The sequence below is a fragment of the Kerstersia sp. genome (genome assembly GCF_052103615.1).
In the GTDB taxonomy this organism is placed as follows: domain Bacteria; phylum Pseudomonadota; class Gammaproteobacteria; order Burkholderiales; family Burkholderiaceae_B; genus Kerstersia.
Genome location: NZ_JBQEKA010000005.1, coordinates 20,763 through 42,401, shown reverse-complemented (window position 1 = coordinate 42,401; position 21,639 = coordinate 20,763). Strand labels below are relative to the sequence as shown.

Below are 21,639 nucleotides of genomic sequence, written 5' to 3'. Positions count from 1 at the left end.
GCCTGAAAAATTAGGATTATTTTTCGAGGTTCTTGCGTAACAGATCAACAACCGTCTGCGCAGCGACTAGAGGGTCAATGCCGTCGTTGTGGTAAACGCTGCAAGATATCATGTCTTCAGGGTACCCAAATTGACTATATATTTCCTGGAGCAGGGCTATTTTTTCTTGCTTTGAAGTTTCTTTTTCTAGTAAAGACGTGATGAATGCAAACCTCCATTTTAATAATGCGGAGTTGCTCTCGTTTTTTTCAATTTCAGGGTGGTCAAGAAAATCTTGAATTTGTGAAATAAGTTCAAGATATGAAGTTTGTTCTGAGTTGATGATACCTATCAGCCGAGTATCTATTTCGCTATTGCTTTTTTATGGCTGGTTCTCAGCATACTTAACGACATCTTCCTTTGTGCACCATCCTCGTTCTAAGCCTGCCAGTAGTGTGACCCAATCTAGGAAATGATGCTCTTGTATGATTTCAAAAGGGGTCATGGTTTTTTGGGGGGCAAAGATTTATTTTATCGAACGTCGGGCACCAGGCAGAAATAGATGATTTTGCTATTCGATTGATGGTTGAGGATGTATTGTCTTGCCATATGGATGCTCCTAAATAGATACTGATTGTCATCCTCGTCTTGTGCTTTATTGCAATACCAGTTCTCATATGTGGATGTGAAACGGTTGTTAATGATTTCATATACATCGCCACCTAGAATGGCAATTTTCATTTTTTCTAGCGAGCGAATTGCTGTGATGGCTTTTTTGGGGGTTAAGGCCCAATTTCTTATTCCTTCGGTTTCCATTGATTTTCCGATTTTTAATATCGCATCAACTTGATCTGACCTGGTTTGACTCATATCTGTTTGGTATTGGGTTTGGTGTGTTGGTCTGGTTTCTGGTTTTAGCTTGTCTGCTCGGTTTTTTTGGACATCATCATGTACTCAGAATGTTTGCCCAGATTTTATAAGTTTCCAATAATTCTTTCTTGTTTTTTGATTTTCTAGTTATTGCATAGGCTCGCGTGATTAAGAGGCCTACTGGGTTGCACGGGATGGAGCCTTGGCCAATGAGGATGGGCTGTCCATAGTCAATGTGTCTTTTTGATTTTAAATTTTGGCCCCATTTCAATTTTGGATTTCCTTTCAGTAATGTTTGTCCAAAATACATCCCGATGTCTATCGCCAAGGAAAATGTCCGGTTTGAGAGTTCGGTTGTGCCAATTTCTATTGGAATCACTAATTTTCTTCTTGTTTCTTCGATTTCATCTTGGGTCATTGTCCGGGTTTCGATCTGTTCCTCGAACCAACTGTCGAGCTGGTTCAAGGAGTCAGGGGTGAAGTCAGCCTGCCATTTTTCGAATCCAGCCGTGCTTTGTACAAAACTTTCCAATTCTTTGATTCGGACTGGCAGGATTTCATGGAACCACTTGGCGTAGTTCTTGAGTTCTGTCTTTGGCATTTCTCGAAAATCTAATGAGAAGGGCGGGCTTATGTTTGTATAAGTCATGCTCAATGAATGATAGTGTGAAGACCGTTTTGTTGTGGGTGTTTTAAGAGCGGTTATGATGGGCCGCCTATGCCGGTTTTGGAGTTTGAAAAAAACTGGGTGTTTGTGTCATTGGCTGGCTCTAGGCCACAATAGTAAATTTCTATGTTGTTTTCAAATGCCAGTTGCTTGGTTGCTATTGCAAGTTGCTGAATTGTGGATTTTTCGGAGTCTCCTGCTATGTCATTGTCATTGAATATCAGGTTAAGTTCATTCTCTTTTTCTAATAATAAAATTCTTATTAATGGTTTTTTTATTTCTATGGTTCCGATTCTTACTCTTTCAAAAATAAAAAATAATGCTGTTGGTGGTTTGATTCTTCTTATTGTTTCGGATATGCTTTCGCCTGCAATGTAAATTGCGTCGCCATCTTCACTTGTGAATATTTTTTCGGGTTTGGCATGGAGTGTGATGGTTTGGATGGGTTTTTCAAATAACGTTTCCGGAACGTTTTCAAATGTAAGTTCTATTGTTTCGCTCATTATTCATCCGTCAGATATGTAAATGGGGATTGTTTTGGCAATGCGATCCTTGGTTGTAAAATGAAATCAAAGCGATGATTTCTTTATATCATTGGCTTTATTAGTCTTTTTGTGCTCTCAATTGGCTCAAGGGTCTTCGCGCATAATAATGTCGCGTTCCGCTTCAAAGATAGGGTAAACGGCGGGGTCTGCATCATAAAAATCTTCTAAAAAATTGTTCTCTTGCCAGCGTGCTGGAGATATTTCAATGGCTGACATCTTGTGGATCTTCATTTTCCAGTTGGAAGGGATGATGTCGCTGGTGATTTCGAAGCATTCGGCGGGATGCAATCCCATAGAAAAAAACCCGGGATCTTTGTGATTTGAAATTATTCTATAGCGGCACGCTCTAGAGCTGCTAATGTAGATTTCCATGACGTGGTAGGTCTGTCCAATCGTTAGCCATGCTGAGTCAGATTTGATGTTTCCATTTTCGTCAAGGAAGCGTACGCATTTTACTTTCATCTTTATTTCCCAAATTCGACAGGAATAGCTTGGATATTCTTGGTTGGATAAATGCGGCGGGGAATGTAGCGCTTTAATTGTTCCGATCCGTGAAGTTATTGAGAATATGGTTCATGTTTTGTCTCACTGCTTGATTGCTTCGGTTGCTGGCCGAACTATCTTCTGATTTTGATTTGCTGATAACGTCTGCTCGGTTCTCTTGTCGGGCGAGGTTTTGCAAAGGTTCTTGATAAGAGTTGCCTGGGCGCCTGTTTGGAACGTGCGGCTGATTCATGTATATCATTGGCTTGATGCGCCTTGTTCTTTGTGTCTGATAAGTTTCTCTGGCGTGGGGTATTTTAGTAGGGCTGAAAAGTCTGTTTTCCAAAAATCAATTTCATATAAATTGCCTTGGGTGTTAGTGTTGATCGCAATGCTGACTATTGCTCCATCACTATCTGCATACTCAGCGCTCGCAATTTGGGCTTGATAGGTAGAGTCTGTGTCATAGATGAATCTTATGCTGCCCATATTCCCATCGTTCAGGTCTATGACTAGGGCTGAATCAATTTCTGCGTTAGTCAGATCAATGATTTTTTCGCTAAGCATGGCTGTGATTAGTCTTTTTTCTTCTTCTCGCAGTTTTCTAAGAAGCTTGCTTTTAGGGATGAGTGAAGCGTTCAATGTTAATTGCTCCATCGGGGAATTTGAAGGCGCTGTAATCTAGCCGGATGCCATCGACGATGACATGTCCGCTACATTTTGGCTTTTAGTGCGTTGGTTATTTTTGAAACGTCTGAAATGACTGGGTGTTTGGGGTTTTGTTAAGTAACAGAAGCCGATGGTTGCTTAGTCGGCGTGGTATAGATGGAGATGTTAGGTTTTCTTTCCTGTGTGAATGGATACTAATATTGGTTTTGAAAAGTACAGTTCTGTTAGTAATAGAGTTTCTTTTTCTTTATCCAAGGTCCAGGTGGATAAAATGTCAGTGGATATGCTCCAAATGATTTATAGATCTTCCGTCATCAGATATGCTCCGATTTCGTGGATGACGCAGATTTGATCTTTTATTGGTATGAAATCAAAAAAAACGCCATCTATTTTTTTGATTTCATATTGAGGTAAAGAGTTGGGTGAGGGTCGTAGCGGTACTTTTGAGATAAATGAGTCAAATCCAATGAGAATGTTTTTTTGGTTGGTGCTTGTGATGCATTTTGGTCTGGCGCCACTGATTGCAATGGCGACGCCTATTCCGAAATTCATGCCTTTTCTGCATGTTTGGATCTGATGAAATTCGATGGTGGCTTCATGGGAAGCCCCAAGGACCAGCCAGTGTTTATGTTCTTTTTGAAGCTCTCTTTCAAGATCTGTAAGAGAGTGTAATGTTCTGGATGAAAACATTAATGTTGCGCTCAGGTTGTTCCGTTGATGGATCTTTCAGAGTTCTGGCGTGCTTGGAAAGAGCTTAGACTGGTATGGGGAACTGCTGAGGCTGCTGGCCGTATATTTCCAGGACTTCTCCATAGCCAATTGTTTTTCCTTCCCACAATGAGATTTTTGTGCCTGTTTTTATTTTTGAAAGTGCGCTATCCCGGTCAAGAAAGGCGGCAGGGAGAGTATGGTTGGTCCCCAGGATCATTTTTTTGCCGTGAAGAATCAGTCTGCAATCAAATCCGGTTTGGTTGACAAAAATCGGGCATTTAAAAATGTCGCCTTCTATGTCCGTTTTTCGGCCGCCCTCATTGGGCTTTAAAAGGTATATAGCGATTAGTATGTCTGCTTTCATGTTTTACATGGGATAGGCGAGTGTTGAATATCTCTCGAACCCTAATGAGAAGGGCGGGTTTATATTTGTATATGTATCGCTGATGGTGACTGTTTAACTGCACTAATTTATTTGCTGTCATACGGTGTTCTTGCGTGCTTCTTTGATAGTGCTGAGCGAAATATTGGTGCGTGGTGCTAGAACCAGGCAGTCCGGTGCTGCCTTGTTGTGCTCAGCTGCTTGCGCGGTGACTTATTCGTTACGGACTGGTGAGTTCGGGGCCGGTTTAGGCGAAGGTTCTCAGGGCGAGATACCTATATTAGCTAAAAATGGTTCCGATAATGACACGCATTAATATATTGGCGCGGTTTGCAGGACGCGGATGGGGCCAGAGGTGACGGAAACGATGTTTGACCGCGTCATAGGCCTGCCATGGCGCGTGGATGGTCTTTCTATCCGGGGAGGGGCGGGCGGGGCGCAAGTGTGCCTTGGGCACGCTTGTGCCGCATCACGTCATGCTAGTGCGGAATGAGGCTGAATCGGGCAGCGGCGTGCCAGAGCAGCCAGGAGATTGGCGGGACACGTGCCTGGGCACGCGCAAGGCCATGCGGGAAGGCGGGCAGGCCTGGCCGGTTTATTTGATGGGTCAGTGAGGGGTCTTGACGGCGGAAGGCGGTTTCAGCGCTGGCGCGTTTGCCGGCGCAACTGCTCGGCAGAGACTTTGACCAGCTTGCCGTGTTCCACCAGAACAATGGCGGTATTGGTTTGTATGGCGAGTTGCCTGGCGGCTTCGGCCGCACGTTGCAAGGCAGCCATGGATGCCCGCAAGTCCGGGTTCTTGGCGGTCGAGATGTCTGCGTGGCTCATGAATTTTCTCCCCATTCCAATAATATAGGATGGCTACCGGAATTATCATACAGCGCCCAGTCATCGACTTGCTGGCGATAGTGCTGGATAAAGTTTTTCATGCCAGCAATAAAGCGTCTGCGAATGACGGGTTCAGGAATATGGTGGCCGCCTTGCCTGACTCTTTCTGCCACACGGGCGACTGCTGTGTCGGCATCGGACAGACTGAGAAAATACAGGCTGACGCGGTAGCCCAGCGTTTGCCAGCGCCGGATGTGGCGCAGATAACCATGGCCCGATAGTGTCGTTTCCAGCGCGAAGCTGGCGCCATCGGCGACGGATTGCTTCACTTCTTCGAGCATGAGACGGCCTGCCTTGATGGCAGCGGCTTCTGGTTCAAAGGGTGAGAGCCCCGCAGCGATAAGATCCGCGTTGATGAAGCGCAACACCCCGGCTTCGGCAGGCAGGAAAGAACGGGCGAAGGTCGTTTTACCTGCCCCATTTGGGCCAGCGATGATGATGATCTTTTTCCCGTTGTTCACGCAGTCCTCTTGATACGAATGCGCGCCCTGCTGTTTTTGCAGGATCTGCATGGACGCGCGCCATGCGGCGCGGAGCCTGCGCGCGGCAAGCATATTGTTGCTGTGGCGTGTGCCGCGGGCCTGCCTGATAAACACTGCCTCAGCGTGCCGATATTAGGCTGTTCCTGCATTCACGGATAGGGCCACAGGCCCCAGGCGGCACGATGGCTGCCCGAGGGCCTGATAGGTACCGTATCTATCTATGCGCGTTGCAGCAAGCGCGCGGCATCCAGCGCGAAGTACGTCAGCACGCCATCGGCCCCGGCGCGTTTGAAGCCGAGCAGGGATTCCATGACGACTTTGTCGTGGTCTAACCAGCCGTTCTGGGCGGCGGCTTTGATCATGGCGTATTCACCGCTGACCTGATAGGCGAAGGTGGGCACGCGGAAGGCGTCCTTGACGCGGCGCAAGACGTCCAGGTAAGGCATGCCGGGCTTGACCATGACCATGTCCGCGCCTTCGCGCAGGTCGGCGGCGACTTCGCGCAGGGCTTCGTCGATGTTGCCGGGGTCCATTTGATAGGTTTTTTTGTCGGATTTGCCGAGGTTGCCGGCCGAGCCGACGGCGTCACGGAAGGGGCCGTAGAAGGCGCTGGCGAATTTGGCCGAGTAGGCCATGATGCGGGTGTTGATGTGGCCAGTGTCTTCCAGCGCCTGGCGGATGTTGCCGATGCGGCCGTCCATCATGTCGCTGGGGGCAACAATGTCCACGCCGGCATGAGCCTGGGTGAGGGCCTGGCGCGTGAGCATTTCGACGGTGGGGTCATTGAGGATGTGGCCCTGTTCGTCGATCAGGCCGTCCTGGCCGTGGCTGGTGTAAGGGTCCAGGGCAACGTCGGTCAGGATGCCCAGCTCCGGGAAGCGTTGTTTGAGCGCACGGACGACACGCGGCACCAGGCCGTCAGGGTTGGCAGCTTCCACGCCATCAGGGGTTTTCAGCGCCGGGTCGATGACGGGAAACAGAGACAGGACGGGAATGCCGAGTTTGACGCATTCTTCGGCCGTGCGCAGCAGGCTGTCGAGCGTATGGCGGACGACGCCGGGCATGGAGGGCACGGGTTCGTCCGGGCCAGTGCCGTCGGCCACGAAGACGGGATAGATCAGGTCATCGACACTCAGGCTGTGTTCACGGACCAGGCGGCGGGAGAAGTCATCGCGGCGCAGGCGGCGCGGGCGGGACAGGGGAAAGTCGGCGGTGTATGAGGGGGTGTGCGTCATGGCGGGCTCCAGGTGAGACCATGGGTTCATGGTTGCAGGCTGGGGCACCGGAGAAGCACGGCGGCGGCAGCCTGTGCGGTGTGAGGCGGCCGGTGCGCGGAAACGATGATCGCACCGGCGGGTAAATAGCCGTGTTCAGGGCACGAAGGTCGGGGAAATCCAGTTCTGGATCAGCAGCGTCGCTTCTTCCAGGCCGATGCGCTCGGGTGCGGAAAACGGCACCGTGTGCAGGGCGCCGATGTCGGCCAGGTCTTTGCGCGCGGCATAGACGGCTTTGATGCGCTGTCCGTAGGGCAGTTTGTCAGCTTTGGTCAGCAGCGCCAGTACCGGCCGCCCGGTTGGGGCGATCCAGTTCACCAGGCGCCGGTCCAGTTCGGTGACGCCGCGGCGGATGTCGATCAGCATCACGACGCCCGCCAGCGATGTGCGGGTGTGCAGGTAGCCGCCCAGGACATCTGCCCATTCCTCGCGGGATTTTTTATCGACTGCGGCATAGCCGTACCCTGGCAGGTCAACCAGGTAGCCCAATTGCGCGCCAGGTTCCAGCGGGTCGGGAATGCCGAACAGATTGATCAGCCGCGTGCGGCCGGGCGTTTTACTGGAAAAGGCCAGGCGGCGCTGATTGGTCAGCACATTGATGGAAGACGATTTGCCGGAGTTCGAGCGGCCCACGAAACAGACCTCGGGTGGGCCGGGCGGCGGGAGCTGGTCCAGCCGGGCGGCGGAAACCGTAAAGGCGGCACGATGCAATAGGGACACGGGAAAGCCTGGAAAAAAGGAGTCTGCGTATTGTAGTCTTGCCAGCGCTGCCTGCCGGTTCAGCCGAAGATTTCATCCTGGGTTATGGCATCAAGTCATGAGTTTGACCGTTGATGCCATAACGAGATGGGCGCCTGGGCCAGTTTTTTTCAGTCCGGCTGGCGGCAACGTTCCGAATTTCCGTTGCGCGAGCCGGTATGGATGAGCAGGGGCACGGCTGGCGGCAACGTCATGCGGGCGCTCCGTGACAAGAAGCCCCCGCATGAGCGGGCCAGGCGGCGCGGTGTTGCCGCGGTGAATGGATTGTCCATGGCGGCTCTTGCCGCTGTGCCGCTTGTCGGCCTGCTAGCTGTCCGGGGGTTTAGTAAAGCTCCCGGTGCAATCTGCCGGTGCGTCCCAGCAATTGCCAGCCGGTTTCATTGTCCGCCAGGCCGGGGACGCCTTCCATGATGTGGTCAATGGCGCTGGCCACGGCCTGTTCCAGGTGCCGCTTGTTGCCGCACAGGTAGAGATGGGCGCCTTGGGCGAGCATGTCGCGCAGGTAACCGCTCTGGTCTGCCATGGCGTGCTGGACGTAGTATTTCGTGCCGCCATCGCGGGAGAACGCGGTATAGAGGTCCGAGAGCGTGCCGTCATCCAGCATGGCGCGCAATTCCTGGTGATAGAGAAAATCCTTGTCGCTGCATTTCTCGCCGAAGATCAGGCAGGTTTCGCGCCGCTTGCCGCTGCTGCGCATTTCGCGCAGCAGGCCCATCAATGGGGCGATACCGGTGCCGGTGCCGACCAGTATGAGCGGCAGGCTGGCGTCGCGCGGCAGGTGGAAGCCGGGGTTGGCGCGGCAGAAAACGCGTACCGGGCCATCATGACGGAGCAGCCAGCCGGTCGCGCAGCCGCGATGCAGGCGGCCGTTGCGTTCATGGGCGACTTCACGGATGCACAGGTCGATATGGTCGCCGCCAGCGGAGGCGATCGAGTAGGCGCGAGGCAGGCAGGCGGGCAGGGCGCAGTCCAGCAGCGCGTCCAGCGGCACGGTTTCAGGGGAGCAGAAGTCCTGCAGCAGATCCAGCAGGTCAGCGCCCCAGAGGTAGTCATCCAGAGCCTTGCGCTGGCTGATCTTCAGCAGCTCTTTCAAGCGCTCGTTGCCGGACAGGCGCGCCAGGTCACGCAGCAGGCCTTTGCCCAGCAGGCGCAACTCTTTGCCTGCCAGGGCCGTGGCGGCTTCGGGGTTGCCATACCAGTCGGCCAGGCCTTGCAGCAGCGCCGGGTCGTTTTCGGGCATGACGTAGAGATTGTCCCCGGCGCGATAAATCATGCCGCTGCCGGTGATGTCCAGGCGGATATGCCAGGCCCCGGGGGCGCCCTGGTTCAGCTGAAGGCGCTCCAGAATGGGTGCGGCAAAGGCCGTGTGGGCGCCATAGGCGGTGACTTGCAGCCGTAAGAGCTGGCCTGCCCGCAAGTTGCCCGACAGCACTTGCTGCAGCACGGGTGTCCAGCGCTCGAAGAAATCTTCATAGCAGGCGTCGGCATCGACGCGCAGGATGACGGGGGCGGCGCCGCGTTCCGTGAGGGCTTGATCCAGGGTTTTGGTGAAGCCGCAGAAATTCGGATAGGCCGTATCGCCCAGGCCGAAGATGGCGTAATTCAGCGATTCCAGGCGCCCGGCCTGGCGGACGCGGGCCAGGAAATTTTCGGCGTTGCCTGGCGGGTCGCCATCACCGAAGGAGCTGGAGATGATCGCCAGCAGCGTGCCGGCGGGAAGTTGGGCGGGCTCGATGTCGTTGAGCGCCTGTACGCGTGGCGCATAGGGCTGCAAGGCGGGCAGGTCGCCCAGACGGCGGGCGAGTGCGCGGGCATTGCCGGATTCCGAGCCGTAGCCGATCAGCAGGTGTTCGATGATGGCGGCCATGATGCTTATTTGTCGTAGTACTCGTCGAATTGTTCCTTGGAGAATTCTACCGACTCGAAATCTTGCATCAGATCGTTGATGACGCGGCGGATGCTGATGTACGACGTGATGTTGCCTTGATCGTCAAACAGCGGTTGCACCGTGGTATCCACAACATAGACGCCGCCGCCCTTGCCGACGTTCGGGATGATGCCGGTCCAGATCTGCCCAGCCTTGATGGTGTCCCACATTTCCTTGTAAACCGCTTTGGGCACCGCCGGGTGGCGCACCAGGCTGTGCGGCTGGCCAATCAGTTCTTCGCGGGCGTAGCCGGTCAGCTTGCAGAACAGGTCATTGGCGTAGGTGATGTTCCCTTGCAGGTCGGTCGTGGAGATGACCGCGACGTTTTCCAGGGCGCCCAGCAGTTGGGAGGCTTCCAGGGTGTGGCTCATGATGATTCCTTGTGTCGGTTGGGTAAAAATCGGCAGGCCAGTACCTGATGTCATGCCCGCTGAATGCTTTAAGGTGTATTTTTTATGCATCTTATAGCGTTCGCGATTAAAGATGCAAGTGAAATGCATCTTTTGATGTTGCGTCGCGACATCGCGGGGGCGGCGCTGGCGCCTGCGGGACGATTTGAGTACCCTTGGAATTTGCTGGCGGCGCGCTTGCCCGTCAGATGCTTGCTGGCTGGATGGCTGTGGACCGCATGGCGGCGGGCAGGACAGCCCTTGATGGCTTGATGGATATGCAATGAGATTGACGCTGAAAACGGACTATGCCTTGCGCACGCTGATGTACTTGGGACAGCAGCGCGGCCGTTTGACGTCCATTGCTTCCGTGGCCGAGTTCTATGGCATTTCCGAAAACCACCTGGTCAAGGTGGTGCACGAGCTAGGCCGCAAAGGTTTTATTGAAACGCTGCGCGGCAAGGGCGGAGGGATCCGGTTGCTGCTTCAGCCGGCTGAAATCAGTATTGGCGATGTGGTGCGGGCCATGGAGGACGATATGGCGCTGGTGGCCTGTTTTGGGCCGCAGGAGCCGGATCGGGCCTGCCTGCTGACAGATTCCTGTAGCTTGCAGGGCCTGTTGCACCAGGCTCTGCAAGCGTTCATGGCCACGCTGGATGCCCATACCCTGGCTGATATGCTGGGGCATGCCGGGAAATCACGGACGGCAGGGGTGATTCCCCTGCAGGATGTCATGCAGGAGATGCTGGCGCGCCGGACGGCGGGCCAGGCATCCACCGCGGACGATACCCCTTAGGCGTTCTGCCGCAGCGCGGCAAGACGGGCGCGGCAGGTAGCATTGGGGCGCAGCAGGGGGGCAATAGGGGACAATCAGGCGCCCTCAGCGCCTATCAGGGCGCGGCCACCCAGGGTTCGAACAATTCCACGATTTCTTCGTTGCCGACCTCCCGGTTGCCCTGGCGCGCGGCTTCCGATTGCCAGTACATATTCCAGATCATGTCCATGCCATCGACCGGATAGTTCAGGCGGATGCCGCCGTTTTGTTCGGCCCGGCGTTGCCATTCCGCCCGGATACGCTGCCAGTAGGCGCGGCTGTTGTCATTCCAGTAGCGGTAGCCGCTATTGAAGTTGAAGCCGCGGATATGACGGTAGGTGTTGACGCCATGTTCTTGCACCAGCGTGGCAACTTCCTGGCCGTTTTCACGGATGACTTTGCGGTTGTCCTGCTCGTGGCGCCAGCCGTCGCGGGTAATGCGGTGACGGTTGACCATGCCGACGGCGTTGTAATCGTTGCGGGTGCTGTATTCACGGCGCGGCAAGGGGCGCCAGCCGGCGTCCGAGGTCCAGACCGGCTCGCCGCTGTCATAGCGCCATTTGCCGGTGCCGCAGTAGCGCGGCGCGTCGCTGACTTCATACACGCATTGGGTCCAGGCGCCTGCCGTCTGTTCCGCCGGGATGGGTTCCAGACGCCAGGTCTGGTCATCCGTGAAGACCAGGCGGGAGGGGGCTTCGTAGTGCCAATCCTGGCGCCAGTGCTTGATCACGAAACCCAGTGTGCGATGCACGAGCAGATGCTGCAGGACGATGTTCTTGCCCGTGTCTTCTTCAACCAGCACCAGTTCGAAAGCGCCGCTGCGCTTGGGCGGCTTGGGCTCATAACCAGGGGCTGGGTCGATTTCATCGAAAGCAAAGCCGACTTCGTATTCGCCCTGCATGGCCAGGATGGCCTGGCGGTCCCGTTCCAGCCCTTGCAGGGCAGTGATAGCCTGCAGTTTTTCAGGGGCATCTATGGTGGTGATATTCGAGGTCGAAAGACAGCCGCTGAGCAATAGCGCGGCTGCCAGCATGAGGGCGGAACGGAACATGCGGTGTGAGGTCCTGGTGATAGGGCGGCGGCAAGCGTGAAGGAAGGGAGCCGCAGCGCCCGCGTGGAAATCAGGGAACGCTAGAAGTAAGCGTTCTCATTTGCTGGCAGGTATGATAAACGCTGAACGCCGGCTGTGACAGGGGCAGGGCAGGGATTCTGCCCAGCCAGCAAGCAATAAAAAAAACCGGCAGTTGCCTGCCGGTTTTTCAGGGACATGCCGCGCTGCGCCCCGCGCTTAGGGGGCGGCTGTCAGGCGTCCGGCGGCAGCATCTCGCTGGCGAAGAGCTCGGCGATTTGTTCGCGTTTGCGTATCAGATGCGCCACGGTGCCGTCCACCAGGACTTCTGCGGCGCGTGGCCGGGTGTTGTACTGGCTGCTCATCACGAAGGCATAGGCGCCTGCCGATTCAATGGCCAGCAAATCGCCCTGGCGCAGCGCCAATTGGCGGTCGCGCGCCAGCCAATCGCCGCTTTCACAGACCGGGCCGACGATATCGTAATGGGCGGCGGCGGTATCGCTGGCCGGTGTTTTGACGGGCAGCACGCCGTGCCAGGCGTCATACAGCGTGGGCCGGATGAGGTCAGTCATGGCCGCGTCGATAATGGCGAAGTTTTTGGCTTCGGCATGCTTCAGATACAGCACTTCAGTCACGAGAATGCCGGCATTGCCGACCAGCGACCGGCCGGGCTCCATGACGAGTTGCAGATTGCCATGGCCGCGCGCGGCCACGCGGCGGAAGACTTCGTCCAGCAGGGCGCGCAGGGATAGCGGCTGTTCGTCGCGATAGCGGATGCCGACGCCGCCGCCGATGTCCAGATGGCGCAGGCGGATGTTTTCGGCTGCCAGGGCGTCGATCAGATCCAGCAGTTTGTCGAGCGCGTCCAGGTACGGGTCGATTTCGGTCAGCTGAGAACCGATATGGCAATCCACCCCCACGATTTCCAGGCCCGGCAGTTTGGCGGCCAGGCGGTAGGCGGCGACGGCTTCTTCAATGGCGATGCCAAACTTGTTTTCTTTCAGGCCGGTGGAAATATAGGGGTGGGTATGGGCGTCCACATCCGGGTTCACGCGCAGCGATACCGGCGCCTTCAGGCCTAGCCGGGCCGCGGTGGCTGAAAGATGCTGCAATTCAGCGACGGATTCCACATTGAAGCAGCGCACGCCGGCGTGGAGTGCTGCTTCCAGTTCCCAGGTTTGTTTGCCTACCCCGGAGAACACCACTTTGCCAGGATCGCCGCCAGCAGCCTGGACCCGGGCCAGTTCGCCGCCGGACACGATATCGAATCCGGCGCCCAGGCGGGCGAATTCACGCAGCACGGCCAGGTTGGAATTGGCTTTCATGCCGTAGCACACCAGCGCGTCGCGCCCGTTGATGGCATCGGCGAAACGCTGCCAGGCCGCACGCAGGGCGGCGCGTGAGTAAACATAGAGCGGCGTGCCATGCAGGCGCGCCAGGTCGCTGACCGGCACGCCTTCGGCGTACAGCTCGCCATGCTCGTAGTGGAAATAAGGGGCGCCGACGGGTTCGGGCAGGGTGGCGGGAACGCTGGGGTGTAGGCTCATGTTGCGGGAGAAGAGGTAGTCGCAGTCTCGGACTGCGAGGATGGCAGATACAAGGGGCCTTTGTAACCGCAGGCGAGCAACTGCCCGATAAGGACTATGCTGGCTAAAATGCGGCAGGCCGAGCGTAAGCGGGCCAATGTGAACACTGGAAACTCCGTTAATGCGTGCAAGGTACGATTATGACTGAAACTGAATTCCTGGCGCGAGCCCATGCTGTGCTGGAAACCATAGAAAGGCAGGTGGATGACTGGAATGCCACGGCCGATGTCGATATCGAGGCCAGCTTCAGCGGCAATGTGCTGACGCTGGCTTTTGAAAACGGCGAACAGGTTGTGATAAACAGCCAGGCCGCCATGCGGGAAATCTGGGTAGCAGCACGCAGTGGCGGCTTCCATTATCGCCTGGTGGACGATAAAACCTGGCAAGACACACGCGGCGGCCCGGATTTGCAGGATGCTGTGTCGCAAATCTGTTCGAATGCCAGCGGCGAAACGCTGGTGCTCAAGCTCTGAACGCCGCGCAGACCGAAGCGGCCCGGCCCGCCGTGGCTTGGCCGCCGTCCGGGCCAGCCGCCGCTTAGCGTATGAATGTGGCGGCGCTGCCATGTGAAAACGGCCAGATACACAAGTATCTGGCCGTTTTTTTGCGCTTGGAGCGCTGAGCACACTGTGCTGTGCCGGCTGTTGCGTGCCGAGTTATGGCACGTTTAGTGATGGCAGGCTTAGTTATTGCGTTCCAGGCGGTTCAGCAATTGTCCCAGCTCGTCGTTGCTCATGGAGGGTTGAGCATTGTTGTCCGAGCGGATGGGAATGGCTTCCCCTTCCGCGGCAGGCAGGTTCATCAGGAACTCGCCCAGCGTGTCCGGCGTTGGCAGGCCGACGCTGGCGATGGCTTGCCCTGGCGGGAATTCGGCGAAGTACAGATCGCCGTTTTCGCTGATCAGGCCATCCGGCTTGGACTGGCGGCTTTCCGGTTTCCCCTTGAGCGCCTGCGACATGAAGCTGACCCAGATCGGCATGGCGACGCCGCCGCCGGTTTCGCGCGAACCCAGCGAGCGCGGATTGTCGAAGCCCATCCAGGCGACGCCTGACAGGTGCGGCGTATAACCGGCAAACCAGGCATCGTGGGATTCATTGGTGGTACCCGTCTTGCCACCCATGTCGTTGCGCTGCAGCGCAGCGCGGGCGCGGGCGGCTGTGCCGGAGGTGGCGACGCCGCGCAGCAGGTCATCCATGACATAGGCCGTGCGCGGGTCAATCACCCTGGCCTGGACGTCACCCGCCACTGCCGGGTTGGCGCGCATCAGGACTTTGCCTTCGCTGTCGGTCACACGCTGGATCAGGTAGGGCTCGACACGGTAGCCGCCATTGGCAAAGACGGCATAGGCGCTGGCCAGCTGCAAGGGCGTGACGGAGCCTGCGCCCAGGGCCATGGGCAGCACTGCCGGATGGCGCGCCGGGTCAAAGCCGAAACGGGCGATGTATTCCTGCGCATAAGCCGGCGTGATGGCCTGCAGAATACGGATGGACACCATATTCTTGGACTTGTAGAGCCCCGTGCGCATCGTCAGCATATTTTCATAGCCGCCGCCGTAGTTCTTCGGGGTCCACGGGCGCGAGCCGGTTTGCGCGGCCGTCAGCGTGAAGGGCTGGTCGGAGATTTGCGTGCCCGGGGTCATGCCGCGCTCCAGGGCGGCGGCGTAGATGAAGGGCTTGAAGACGGAGCCAGGCTGGCGCCAGGCTTGCGTCACGCGGTTGAACTTGCCGCGGTCGAAGTCGAAGCCGCCAACCATGGCGCGGATGGCGCCATCGTCCGGTGATACCGCGACAAAGGCAGCCTGTACGGCGGGCAGGTTGATGACTTCCCAGCCATCGCCGTTCTTGTGCAGATGCACGACCGAGCCGCGGCGCAGCTGTTCGTCGGGCTTGGCGGTGCTGGCCAGGGCGCGGGCCACGATAGCCAGAGTCTTTTTATCGGTGATGGTGTGGATTTCCGAGGCCGTGCGAGCCACGCGGATTTCCGTCGGGCTGGCCGACAGCACGACGCCAGTCAGCAGGTCATCGCTGTCTGGGTACTGTTCCAGCACGCCATCGAGGAATTCATCAAAGGCGGCGGCGTTGTTTTCCAGGCCGTCGGGCAGATCGAGCTGCGCTTCGGGGCCGGGATAGCGAGACCGGCGGGTGTAATCCAGCACACCATTGCGCAGGGCGCGGTAAGCCTGTTCCTGTTCCTGCGAAGTGACGGTCGTATAGACATTCAGCCCGCGGCCATACAGGTCATCCTGATAGACGTCGTACAGCAATTGACGGGCCAGCTCAGCGACATATTCGCCATGCACGGCATACCCGCCGGAACGCGACCCCTGCATGGAGCGCAGCGTGATGGGCTGGGCGATGGCGGTCTGATATTCGTCTTCGGTGATATAGCCGAGCTGCCGCATGCGGTTCAGCACATAGCGCTGGCGAGTCGTGGCGCGGGCCAGGTTGGCGATCGGGTTGATACGCGAAGGCGCCTTGGGAATACCGGCCAGCATGGCGGCTTCTGCCGTCGTGATCTCGGAGAGCGGCTTGCCGAAATAGGTGCGCGCGGCGGCCGCAAAGCCGTAGGAGCGGTGGCCCAGGTAAATCTGGTTCATGTAGAGCTCGAGAATCTGATCCTTGGTCAGATTGGCCTCGATCTTGAACGTCAGCAGCAGCTCATAGAATTTGCGCGAGTAGGTTTTGTCGGAAGACAAATAGAAGTTCCGCGCCACCTGCATGGTGATGGTGCTGGCGCCCTGACTCTTGGACATGTTGAGCATGTTGGTCAGGCCGGCGCGCGCCACGCCACGCCAGTCAATGCCGCCATGATGATAGAAATTGTCATCTTCGGCGGCCAGCATGGCGGATTTCATGACGTCCGGGATTTCGTCAATGCGCAACACATTGCGGCGTTCTTCACCGAACTCGCCGATCAGGACGTTATCGGCGGTATAGACGCGCAGCGGCACACGCGGCCGGTAGTCGGTCATCGCGTGCAGCTCTGGCAGGTTGGGCCAGGCCAGGGCCAGCGCCAGGCCGACCAGCAGCGCGACAGCCAGGCCCAGGCCGGCGCAGAGCACGGCGGCTTTCGTCAGGAAACGGCCCAAGGAAAACTTGCGGCGGGGCGTGTCGGAGGATTTCGAATTGGCGGTTTTACTCATGACCGGGGATTTTAAAGGGCAGGCGACGACAGAACGGGCAAATTTTCGTTACGGCGCCCGGATATGCTGTCCCGATCGCGCAGTTTAGCCCCCGCGACGCGCGTCGCGATGGGATAATGTGCGAATGAATGCAATTTCTTCCTTGCCGCCGGATTCGTCACCAGCGGCTTCATCCTTAGATGGCGAACGCGTAACTTGGTTGCATCATGACCTGCCTATTTTTCTGGTAGGTATGATGGGCGCGGGCAAAACCACCATAGGCAAGCGGCTGGCGCGGGCCTGCGGCAGGGAGTTTCTCGACCTGGACCACGAGCTGGAAGCCCGTTGCGGCGTGCGCGTGCCCGTCATTTTCGAGATCGAGGGCGAAGCAGGTTTCCGGCGCCGGGAAACTGCGGCTCTGGAAGAATGCACGCGTCAGCGCAGCATTATCCTGGCAACAGGGGGCGGCGCGCCAGTGGCGCAGGAAAATCGCGTGTTGCTCAAGCAACGCGGCATTGTTGTTTATTTGCGCGCTTCTGTCGATGAACTTTGGCGCCGCACCTGCTCGGACCGCAACCGGCCCTTGCTGGCGACCAGCGATCCGCGGACCACGCTGCGCGATTTACTGGCGCGGCGCGAGCCTATCTATGAAGAAGTGGCCGATATCGTGGTCGATACCGGCAGTGTGTCGATTTCCCAGGTGCTGAAGAACCTGGTGCCGCTGCTGCAGAATATTGAAAAGGAAGTTGGCCCACTGCCCCCCGCGGGCGCTCCGGTTGCTGTTCATGCCAGCCTTGCGCCTGGCAGCAAGTCATAAAACCGCATTGTCATTTGAGAAGAACCCATGAACGTCGTTTCCGTTGATACCCCTGGCGGCCACTACCCCATCACCATCGCGCCAGGTCGGCTGGATGCCCTGGCTGGGGCGATTCCGGCTGATGCGACACGCATTGCGCTGGTGACGAATCCGACGATAGACGCGATTTATGGGGACCGCGTGCGCCAGGCGCTGGCTGCCAGCGGCAAGCCGGTGTTCGATGTCTTGTTGCCGGACGGCGAGCAATACAAGACCTGGGAAACCCTGCAATTGATTTTCGACGCCATGCTGCGCCAGAAATGCGACCGGCGCGCGGTGATTGTGGCGCTGGGCGGCGGCGTGACCGGCGATATCGCCGGGTTTGCGGCGGCCTCCTATATGCGCGGGATCCGCTTTGTGCAGGTGCCTACCACGCTGCTGGCGCAGGTGGATTCCTCGGTCGGCGGCAAAACGGGCATCAATCATCCGCTAGGCAAGAATATGGTGGGTGCTTTCTACCAGCCGGTGGCCGTGGAAATCGACACGGATGTGCTGCGCAGCCTGCCGGCGCGGGAAATTTCGGCAGGCCTGGCTGAGGTCGTGAAATATGGTCTGATCCTGGACCGCGAATTTTTCGAGTGGTGCGAAACCAACGCTCAGGCCTTGCGTGAGCTGGATCCGCAGGCCATGGGCTATGCCATCCGCCGCTCCTGCGAGCTGAAAGCCTGGGTCGTGTCGCAGGATGAGCGGGAAACCGGTATCCGCGCGGTGCTGAATCTGGGCCACACGTTTGGCCATGCTATTGAGGCCGGTCTGGGCTACGGCAAGTGGCTGCACGGCGAAGCCGTGGGTTGCGGGCTGGTGCAGGCAGCCGAGCTGTCCGCCGAAGTAGAGGGCTTGCCGCGCGCGGAAGTCGAGCGTGTGCGAAAGGTGGTGGCGGCGCTGGGCTGCCCGGTGCAGGCGCCGGATCTGGGCGAGCAGCGCTGGTTCGAGCTGATGAAGGTCGATAAAAAGGCCGCCGCCGGGGAAATTCGTTTTGTGCTGACGCCGGAAATCGGCCGCGCCATCACCCGTACCGCACCGGACGACGCTGTGCGTGCGGTGCTGTCGCGCACGGTGGCTTGCGGGACGCCGGCATGAGCGCCGAGCGCCTGGCCAGGCTCCTGCCCGCGCCGGGCGCCAATGGCCTGGGCGCTTACGCATGCGACCCCGGCCAGACGCGGGGCCGTCGGGTAGCCGAAGCTCCGCCGTCCAACCGCAGCGAGTTCCAGCGCGACCGCGACCGCATTATTCATGCCGGCGCTTTTCGCCGGCTGGAATACAAGACCCAGGTTTTCATCAACCACGAAGGGGACCTGTTTCGCACCCGGCTCACGCACAGCCTGGAAGTGGCGCAGATTGCGCGCACGCTGGCGCGCAGCCTGCATTTGAATGAAGACCTGATCGAAGCGATTTCCCTGGCGCATGACCTGGGGCACACGCCCTTCGGCCATGCGGGGCAGGATGAGCTCAATGCCTGCATGCGTGAGCTGTCGCCCGAGGCGGGCGGCTTTGAGCACAATCTGCAAAGCCTGCGGGTCGTGGATGAGCTGGAAGAACGCTACGCGGACTTCAAGGGGCTGAATCTGTGTTTTGAAACACGCGAGGGCATACTCAAGCACTGCTCGGTATCGCATGCCCGTCAGCTGGGCGAAGTCGGGCAGCGTTTCCTGACGCGGACGCAGCCTTCGCTGGAGGCGCAATTGGCCAATCTGGCTGATGAAATTGCCTACAACAATCATGATATTGATGACGGCCTGCGTTCCGGGCTGGTGCAATTGCCGCAACTGCTGGAGGTGCCGGTATTCGGGCGCCATTACGCCGAGGCCAGTGCCCGTTACCCGGCATTGCCGGAGCGGCGGCTGGTGGCGGAAACCATCCGTCAAATGATAGGAACGCTGATCCTGGATTTGACGGTGGCGACGGCCGGGCGCATTGCCGAGCATGCGCCAGCGAGTGCCGATGCGGTTCGCGCGGCGCCCTTGCTGGCCGGATTTTCACCGGTTTTGCGGCGCGAAAGCGACGAGCTGAAGCACTTCCTGTTTGAGCATCTGTACCGTCACTACAAGGTCATGCGCATGACGGGCAAGGCGCGGCGCATTGTGCGCGAGCTGTACGCGGCGTTTCTGGATGACCCTCGTCTGTTGCCGCCGGATTACCGGCACCAGGACAAGGCCGGGCAGGCCCGGGCCATTGCTGACTATATTGCCGGCATGACAGACCGCTACGCCATGCGCGAGCATGAGCGCTTGTTTGATATGCGGCGGGTGGAGTAATCCAGGCCTAGGCGTCTGGCAAGGCCCAATGCTGGCGATGGCGATGATGATGCGCTGACGGGACGGCGGCAGGCGTGCGGGCCGTCCCGCCGGTGTACGGCGGGGGCGGTTTTAACCAGCCTGGCGATTGAACACCGGCATGGGCGCGGATTGCCGCAGTACCGCTTCGCTCAGCCAGGCGGCGGCGCGGTGGGCGCGCTGCGCCACCAGCGCAGCGGGTAGCTGGCGGTAGTCATCATTGAAGACTTCGAAACTGTACGGGCCGGTATAGCCGATCTCATGCAGCCGCATCACAATATCCGTCAACTGGGCATTGTGCGGGCCTTCGCCGGGAAACACACGGAAATGCCTGGCGGCGGCGCGGCGTTCGCTGGCGGTTTCCACGCTGTGCCAGAGAAAATCCGCCAGCTGCACCAGGAAGATTTTTTCCGGGGAAATATCGCTCAGGTCGGCCAGCGGGGTGGCCGTGGCCAGGATGTGGTAAGAGTCGAGCACCAGCCCGAGGTTGGGGCTGTCGGCCGCTTCCACGATATTCCAGGCCAGGCGGTAATCATTGACGGTGCGCGCCCAGGAAATGGCCTCGTAGGCAATCCGGATGTTCAGCGGAATGGCCAGGGTGGCCAGGCGCCGCAGATCGGTGGCGATGATGTCCTGATCCTGGCTGGCGTGGCCGGAGGTCGAGGCGCTGGCAATCAGCACGCGGCAATCCAATGCCTGGCAGAGTTCCAGCAGGTGCTTGGCAATATCCGTCTTGTATTCGCGCAGCAGGCCGGGCAAACCTTCGTAATCGCGCAGCGCCTGCAGCGCGGTGACTTCCAGGCCGCTATGGCGCACCAGACTGATGGCGTCGTCCAGACCCTGCGGGTGTTCGACCAGATCCTGGGCGGTCAGGCAGATGCGGGTGAAGCCGGCGGCTTGCGAGGCAGCCAGACGGGCCTGCAAGGGCCCGGCAAGCGAAACGCTATCTATGCCGAATTGTCCGATATTCATGACGCTGCCCCCGGGGCATCGTCCAGCTCGCGCACCAGTTCAAAATGCACGCCATCCAGATAGGCCTGGGTCAGGGCGCCGCGGTCATCGCTGTGCAGCAGGGAAGATTCGACGAAATCCAGGCCATTGCGGCGCATTTGTTCCACGCTGGCCAGCACATCGGGCGTGGCAAAGGCCAGCCGGTGCAATTGTTCGACCGGATGGGCGCTGGCAGCGTCAGGCGTGGGTTCGATCAGTTGCAGGAAAAAGCGGTGGCAGGGGCTTTGCAGCACGCGGCCGCTGGGCAGGTTGCCAAAACGCGTGCCCGGCGGCAGGGCGCTGAAATCGAGCAGGTTTTCGTAAAAGGCGATCCAGTCGTCCAGGCGGCCGATGCCGACATACTGCACGATGCCGAAAAAGCGCAGCGGCGTGGCCAGCGGGCGGCGGGCCGCCGGAACGTCCACAGGCACGAAATCGACGTCATAAATGGAGAATTCTTCGTAGCGGTCCACGAAATAGATTTTGCTGGCGCCCACGCCCCGGATGGCCGGGATGTTCAGCTCCATGGCTTCGACCTGAGGCGCGACCGGCCAGGCGCCGCGCGCCGTGGCAGCGCGCCAGGCGGCACCGGCATCGCGCACGCGGAAGGCGATGGCGGCGATTTCGGGCATGGCGGACGGGTAAGCCGTGCTCAGCCCTTCCTGGGTATGGGCATTGACGATAATGTTCATGCCGCCCTGGCGGTACAGCAGGACTTCGCGGGAACGGTGGCGCCCGGCAAGATGAAAGCCCAGTTTTTCCAGCAACTGCCCGAATGCCTGCGGGCGGGTGGTGGCGTATTCGATGAACTCAACGCAATCCAGCCCCAGGGTATTGCGCAGTTCGCCGATGGCTTCACGATCTGAAATACCGTTCATAGGGTAAAACTCCTGTTGCGAATGAGG

At 58.1% G+C, this 21,639-nt stretch carries 24 protein-coding genes; 5 read left to right on the top strand and 19 right to left on the bottom strand.

The genetic code is table 11. The features are described 5' to 3' along the window. Positions 1-16 precede the first annotated feature (16 nt). The 14 genes from ACTJGZ_RS02585 to ACTJGZ_RS02520 all read right to left on the bottom strand — a co-directional run bounded on the left by ACTJGZ_RS02585 (position 17) and on the right by ACTJGZ_RS02520 (position 10,007). The gene (locus tag ACTJGZ_RS02585) at positions 17-331 is read right to left on the bottom strand and encodes a DUF2247 family protein (RefSeq protein ID WP_441661443.1); all 315 of its coding nucleotides are present in this window, start codon (positions 329-331) and stop codon (positions 17-19) included. Positions 332-510: 179 nt separating this feature from the next. Next, positions 511-795 carry an Imm40 family immunity protein gene (imm40, locus tag ACTJGZ_RS02580; protein WP_441661399.1) on the bottom strand — a complete coding sequence of 95 codons (285 nt, stop codon included), beginning with the start codon at positions 793-795 and terminating at the stop codon, positions 511-513. Between the two features lie 130 nt (positions 796-925). Next, the gene (locus ACTJGZ_RS02575; protein ID WP_441661398.1) at positions 926-1,498 is read right to left on the bottom strand and encodes a hypothetical protein; all 573 of its coding nucleotides are present in this window, start codon (positions 1,496-1,498) and stop codon (positions 926-928) included. A 53-nt stretch (positions 1,499-1,551) separates the two neighbouring features. Then, the gene (locus tag ACTJGZ_RS02570) at positions 1,552-2,019 is read right to left on the bottom strand and encodes a hypothetical protein (protein WP_441661397.1); all 468 of its coding nucleotides are present in this window, start codon (positions 2,017-2,019) and stop codon (positions 1,552-1,554) included. Between the two features lie 126 nt (positions 2,020-2,145). Continuing rightward, positions 2,146-2,523, bottom strand: coding sequence for a hypothetical protein (locus tag ACTJGZ_RS02565; protein ID WP_441661396.1), 378 nt, complete (start codon positions 2,521-2,523; stop codon positions 2,146-2,148). A gap of 279 nt (positions 2,524-2,802) precedes the next feature. Beyond that, positions 2,803-3,186 (bottom strand): DUF6984 family protein, encoded by a 384-nt coding sequence (locus ACTJGZ_RS02560; protein ID WP_441661395.1) that lies wholly within the window; start codon positions 3,184-3,186, stop codon positions 2,803-2,805. Between the two features lie 324 nt (positions 3,187-3,510). Next, on the bottom strand, positions 3,511-3,903 hold the full coding sequence (locus ACTJGZ_RS02555; protein ID WP_441661394.1) for a hypothetical protein: 393 nt from the start codon (positions 3,901-3,903) through the stop codon (positions 3,511-3,513). Between the two features lie 64 nt (positions 3,904-3,967). After that, on the bottom strand, positions 3,968-4,288 hold the full coding sequence (locus tag ACTJGZ_RS02550; protein ID WP_441661393.1) for a hypothetical protein: 321 nt from the start codon (positions 4,286-4,288) through the stop codon (positions 3,968-3,970). Positions 4,289-4,945: 657 nt separating this feature from the next. Further along, positions 4,946-5,134, bottom strand: a complete 189-nt coding sequence (locus tag ACTJGZ_RS02545) for a hypothetical protein (protein WP_127775344.1) — start codon at positions 5,132-5,134, stop codon at positions 4,946-4,948. After that, positions 5,131-5,706 (bottom strand): zeta toxin family protein, encoded by a 576-nt coding sequence (locus ACTJGZ_RS02540; RefSeq protein WP_193755141.1) that lies wholly within the window; start codon positions 5,704-5,706, stop codon positions 5,131-5,133. The genes ACTJGZ_RS02545 and ACTJGZ_RS02540 overlap by 4 nt, the downstream gene beginning before the upstream one ends. A gap of 188 nt (positions 5,707-5,894) precedes the next feature. Further along, on the bottom strand, positions 5,895-6,911 hold the full coding sequence (hemB, locus tag ACTJGZ_RS02535; protein ID WP_068367619.1) for a porphobilinogen synthase: 1,017 nt from the start codon (positions 6,909-6,911) through the stop codon (positions 5,895-5,897). 135 nt (positions 6,912-7,046) lie between these two features. Next, positions 7,047-7,670, bottom strand: a complete 624-nt coding sequence (gene yihA, locus ACTJGZ_RS02530) for a ribosome biogenesis GTP-binding protein YihA/YsxC (protein WP_068367617.1) — start codon at positions 7,668-7,670, stop codon at positions 7,047-7,049. Between the two features lie 361 nt (positions 7,671-8,031). Then, positions 8,032-9,576, bottom strand: coding sequence for a flavodoxin domain-containing protein (locus ACTJGZ_RS02525; RefSeq protein ID WP_441661392.1), 1,545 nt, complete (start codon positions 9,574-9,576; stop codon positions 8,032-8,034). A gap of 5 nt (positions 9,577-9,581) precedes the next feature. After that, a complete protein-coding gene (locus ACTJGZ_RS02520; protein WP_441661391.1) occupies positions 9,582-10,007 on the bottom strand; it encodes a PAS domain-containing protein in 426 nt (141 codons plus the stop codon). 301 nt (positions 10,008-10,308) lie between these two features. Here ACTJGZ_RS02520 and ACTJGZ_RS02515 point away from each other — a divergent pair, with 301 nt between their 5' ends. Continuing rightward, positions 10,309-10,821, top strand: a complete 513-nt coding sequence (locus ACTJGZ_RS02515) for an Rrf2 family transcriptional regulator (protein WP_441661390.1) — start codon at positions 10,309-10,311, stop codon at positions 10,819-10,821. Between the two features lie 94 nt (positions 10,822-10,915). On the opposite strand, the gene ACTJGZ_RS02510 is transcribed toward ACTJGZ_RS02515, so the two are convergent. Together ACTJGZ_RS02510 and lysA are read right to left on the bottom strand one after the other, a co-directional pair. Next, complete coding sequence (locus ACTJGZ_RS02510; protein WP_441661389.1) at positions 10,916-11,890, bottom strand: DUF6607 family protein; 975 nt, start codon at positions 11,888-11,890, stop codon at positions 10,916-10,918. 251 nt (positions 11,891-12,141) lie between these two features. Next, entirely contained in the window at positions 12,142-13,455 is a 1,314-nt protein-coding gene (gene lysA / locus ACTJGZ_RS02505) for a diaminopimelate decarboxylase (RefSeq protein ID WP_441661388.1), read from the bottom strand. Positions 13,456-13,634: 179 nt separating this feature from the next. On the opposite strand from lysA, the gene cyaY reads away from it, so the two are divergent. After that, positions 13,635-13,967: an iron donor protein CyaY gene (cyaY, locus tag ACTJGZ_RS02500; protein ID WP_441661387.1), complete on the top strand. Its 333-nt coding sequence runs from the start codon at positions 13,635-13,637 to the stop codon at positions 13,965-13,967. A 209-nt stretch (positions 13,968-14,176) separates the two neighbouring features. On the opposite strand, the gene ACTJGZ_RS02495 is transcribed toward cyaY, so the two are convergent. Continuing rightward, positions 14,177-16,636, bottom strand: a complete 2,460-nt coding sequence (locus ACTJGZ_RS02495; protein WP_441661386.1) for a penicillin-binding protein 1A — start codon at positions 16,634-16,636, stop codon at positions 14,177-14,179. A 124-nt stretch (positions 16,637-16,760) separates the two neighbouring features. On the opposite strand from ACTJGZ_RS02495, the gene ACTJGZ_RS02490 reads away from it, so the two are divergent. Genes ACTJGZ_RS02490 through ACTJGZ_RS02480 form a run of 3 tightly spaced genes read left to right on the top strand, consistent with a single transcriptional unit; the run spans position 16,761 to position 19,726 of the window. Then, positions 16,761-17,432, top strand: a complete 672-nt coding sequence (locus ACTJGZ_RS02490; protein ID WP_441661385.1) for a shikimate kinase — start codon at positions 16,761-16,763, stop codon at positions 17,430-17,432. Positions 17,433-17,459: 27 nt separating this feature from the next. Next, positions 17,460-18,551, top strand: coding sequence for a 3-dehydroquinate synthase (gene aroB, locus ACTJGZ_RS02485; RefSeq protein WP_441661384.1), 1,092 nt, complete (start codon positions 17,460-17,462; stop codon positions 18,549-18,551). Continuing rightward, complete coding sequence (locus ACTJGZ_RS02480; protein WP_441661383.1) at positions 18,548-19,726, top strand: deoxyguanosinetriphosphate triphosphohydrolase; 1,179 nt, start codon at positions 18,548-18,550, stop codon at positions 19,724-19,726. The genes aroB and ACTJGZ_RS02480 overlap by 4 nt, the downstream gene beginning before the upstream one ends. A 111-nt stretch (positions 19,727-19,837) precedes the next feature. On the opposite strand, the gene ACTJGZ_RS02475 is transcribed toward ACTJGZ_RS02480, so the two are convergent. Then, a complete protein-coding gene (locus tag ACTJGZ_RS02475) occupies positions 19,838-20,716 on the bottom strand; it encodes a sugar phosphate isomerase/epimerase family protein (protein ID WP_441661382.1) in 879 nt (292 codons plus the stop codon). After that, positions 20,713-21,612: a 4-hydroxyphenylpyruvate dioxygenase gene (locus tag ACTJGZ_RS02470; protein WP_441661381.1), complete on the bottom strand. Its 900-nt coding sequence runs from the start codon at positions 21,610-21,612 to the stop codon at positions 20,713-20,715. The genes ACTJGZ_RS02475 and ACTJGZ_RS02470 overlap by 4 nt, the downstream gene beginning before the upstream one ends. Between the last annotated feature and the right edge of the window lie 27 nt (positions 21,613-21,639).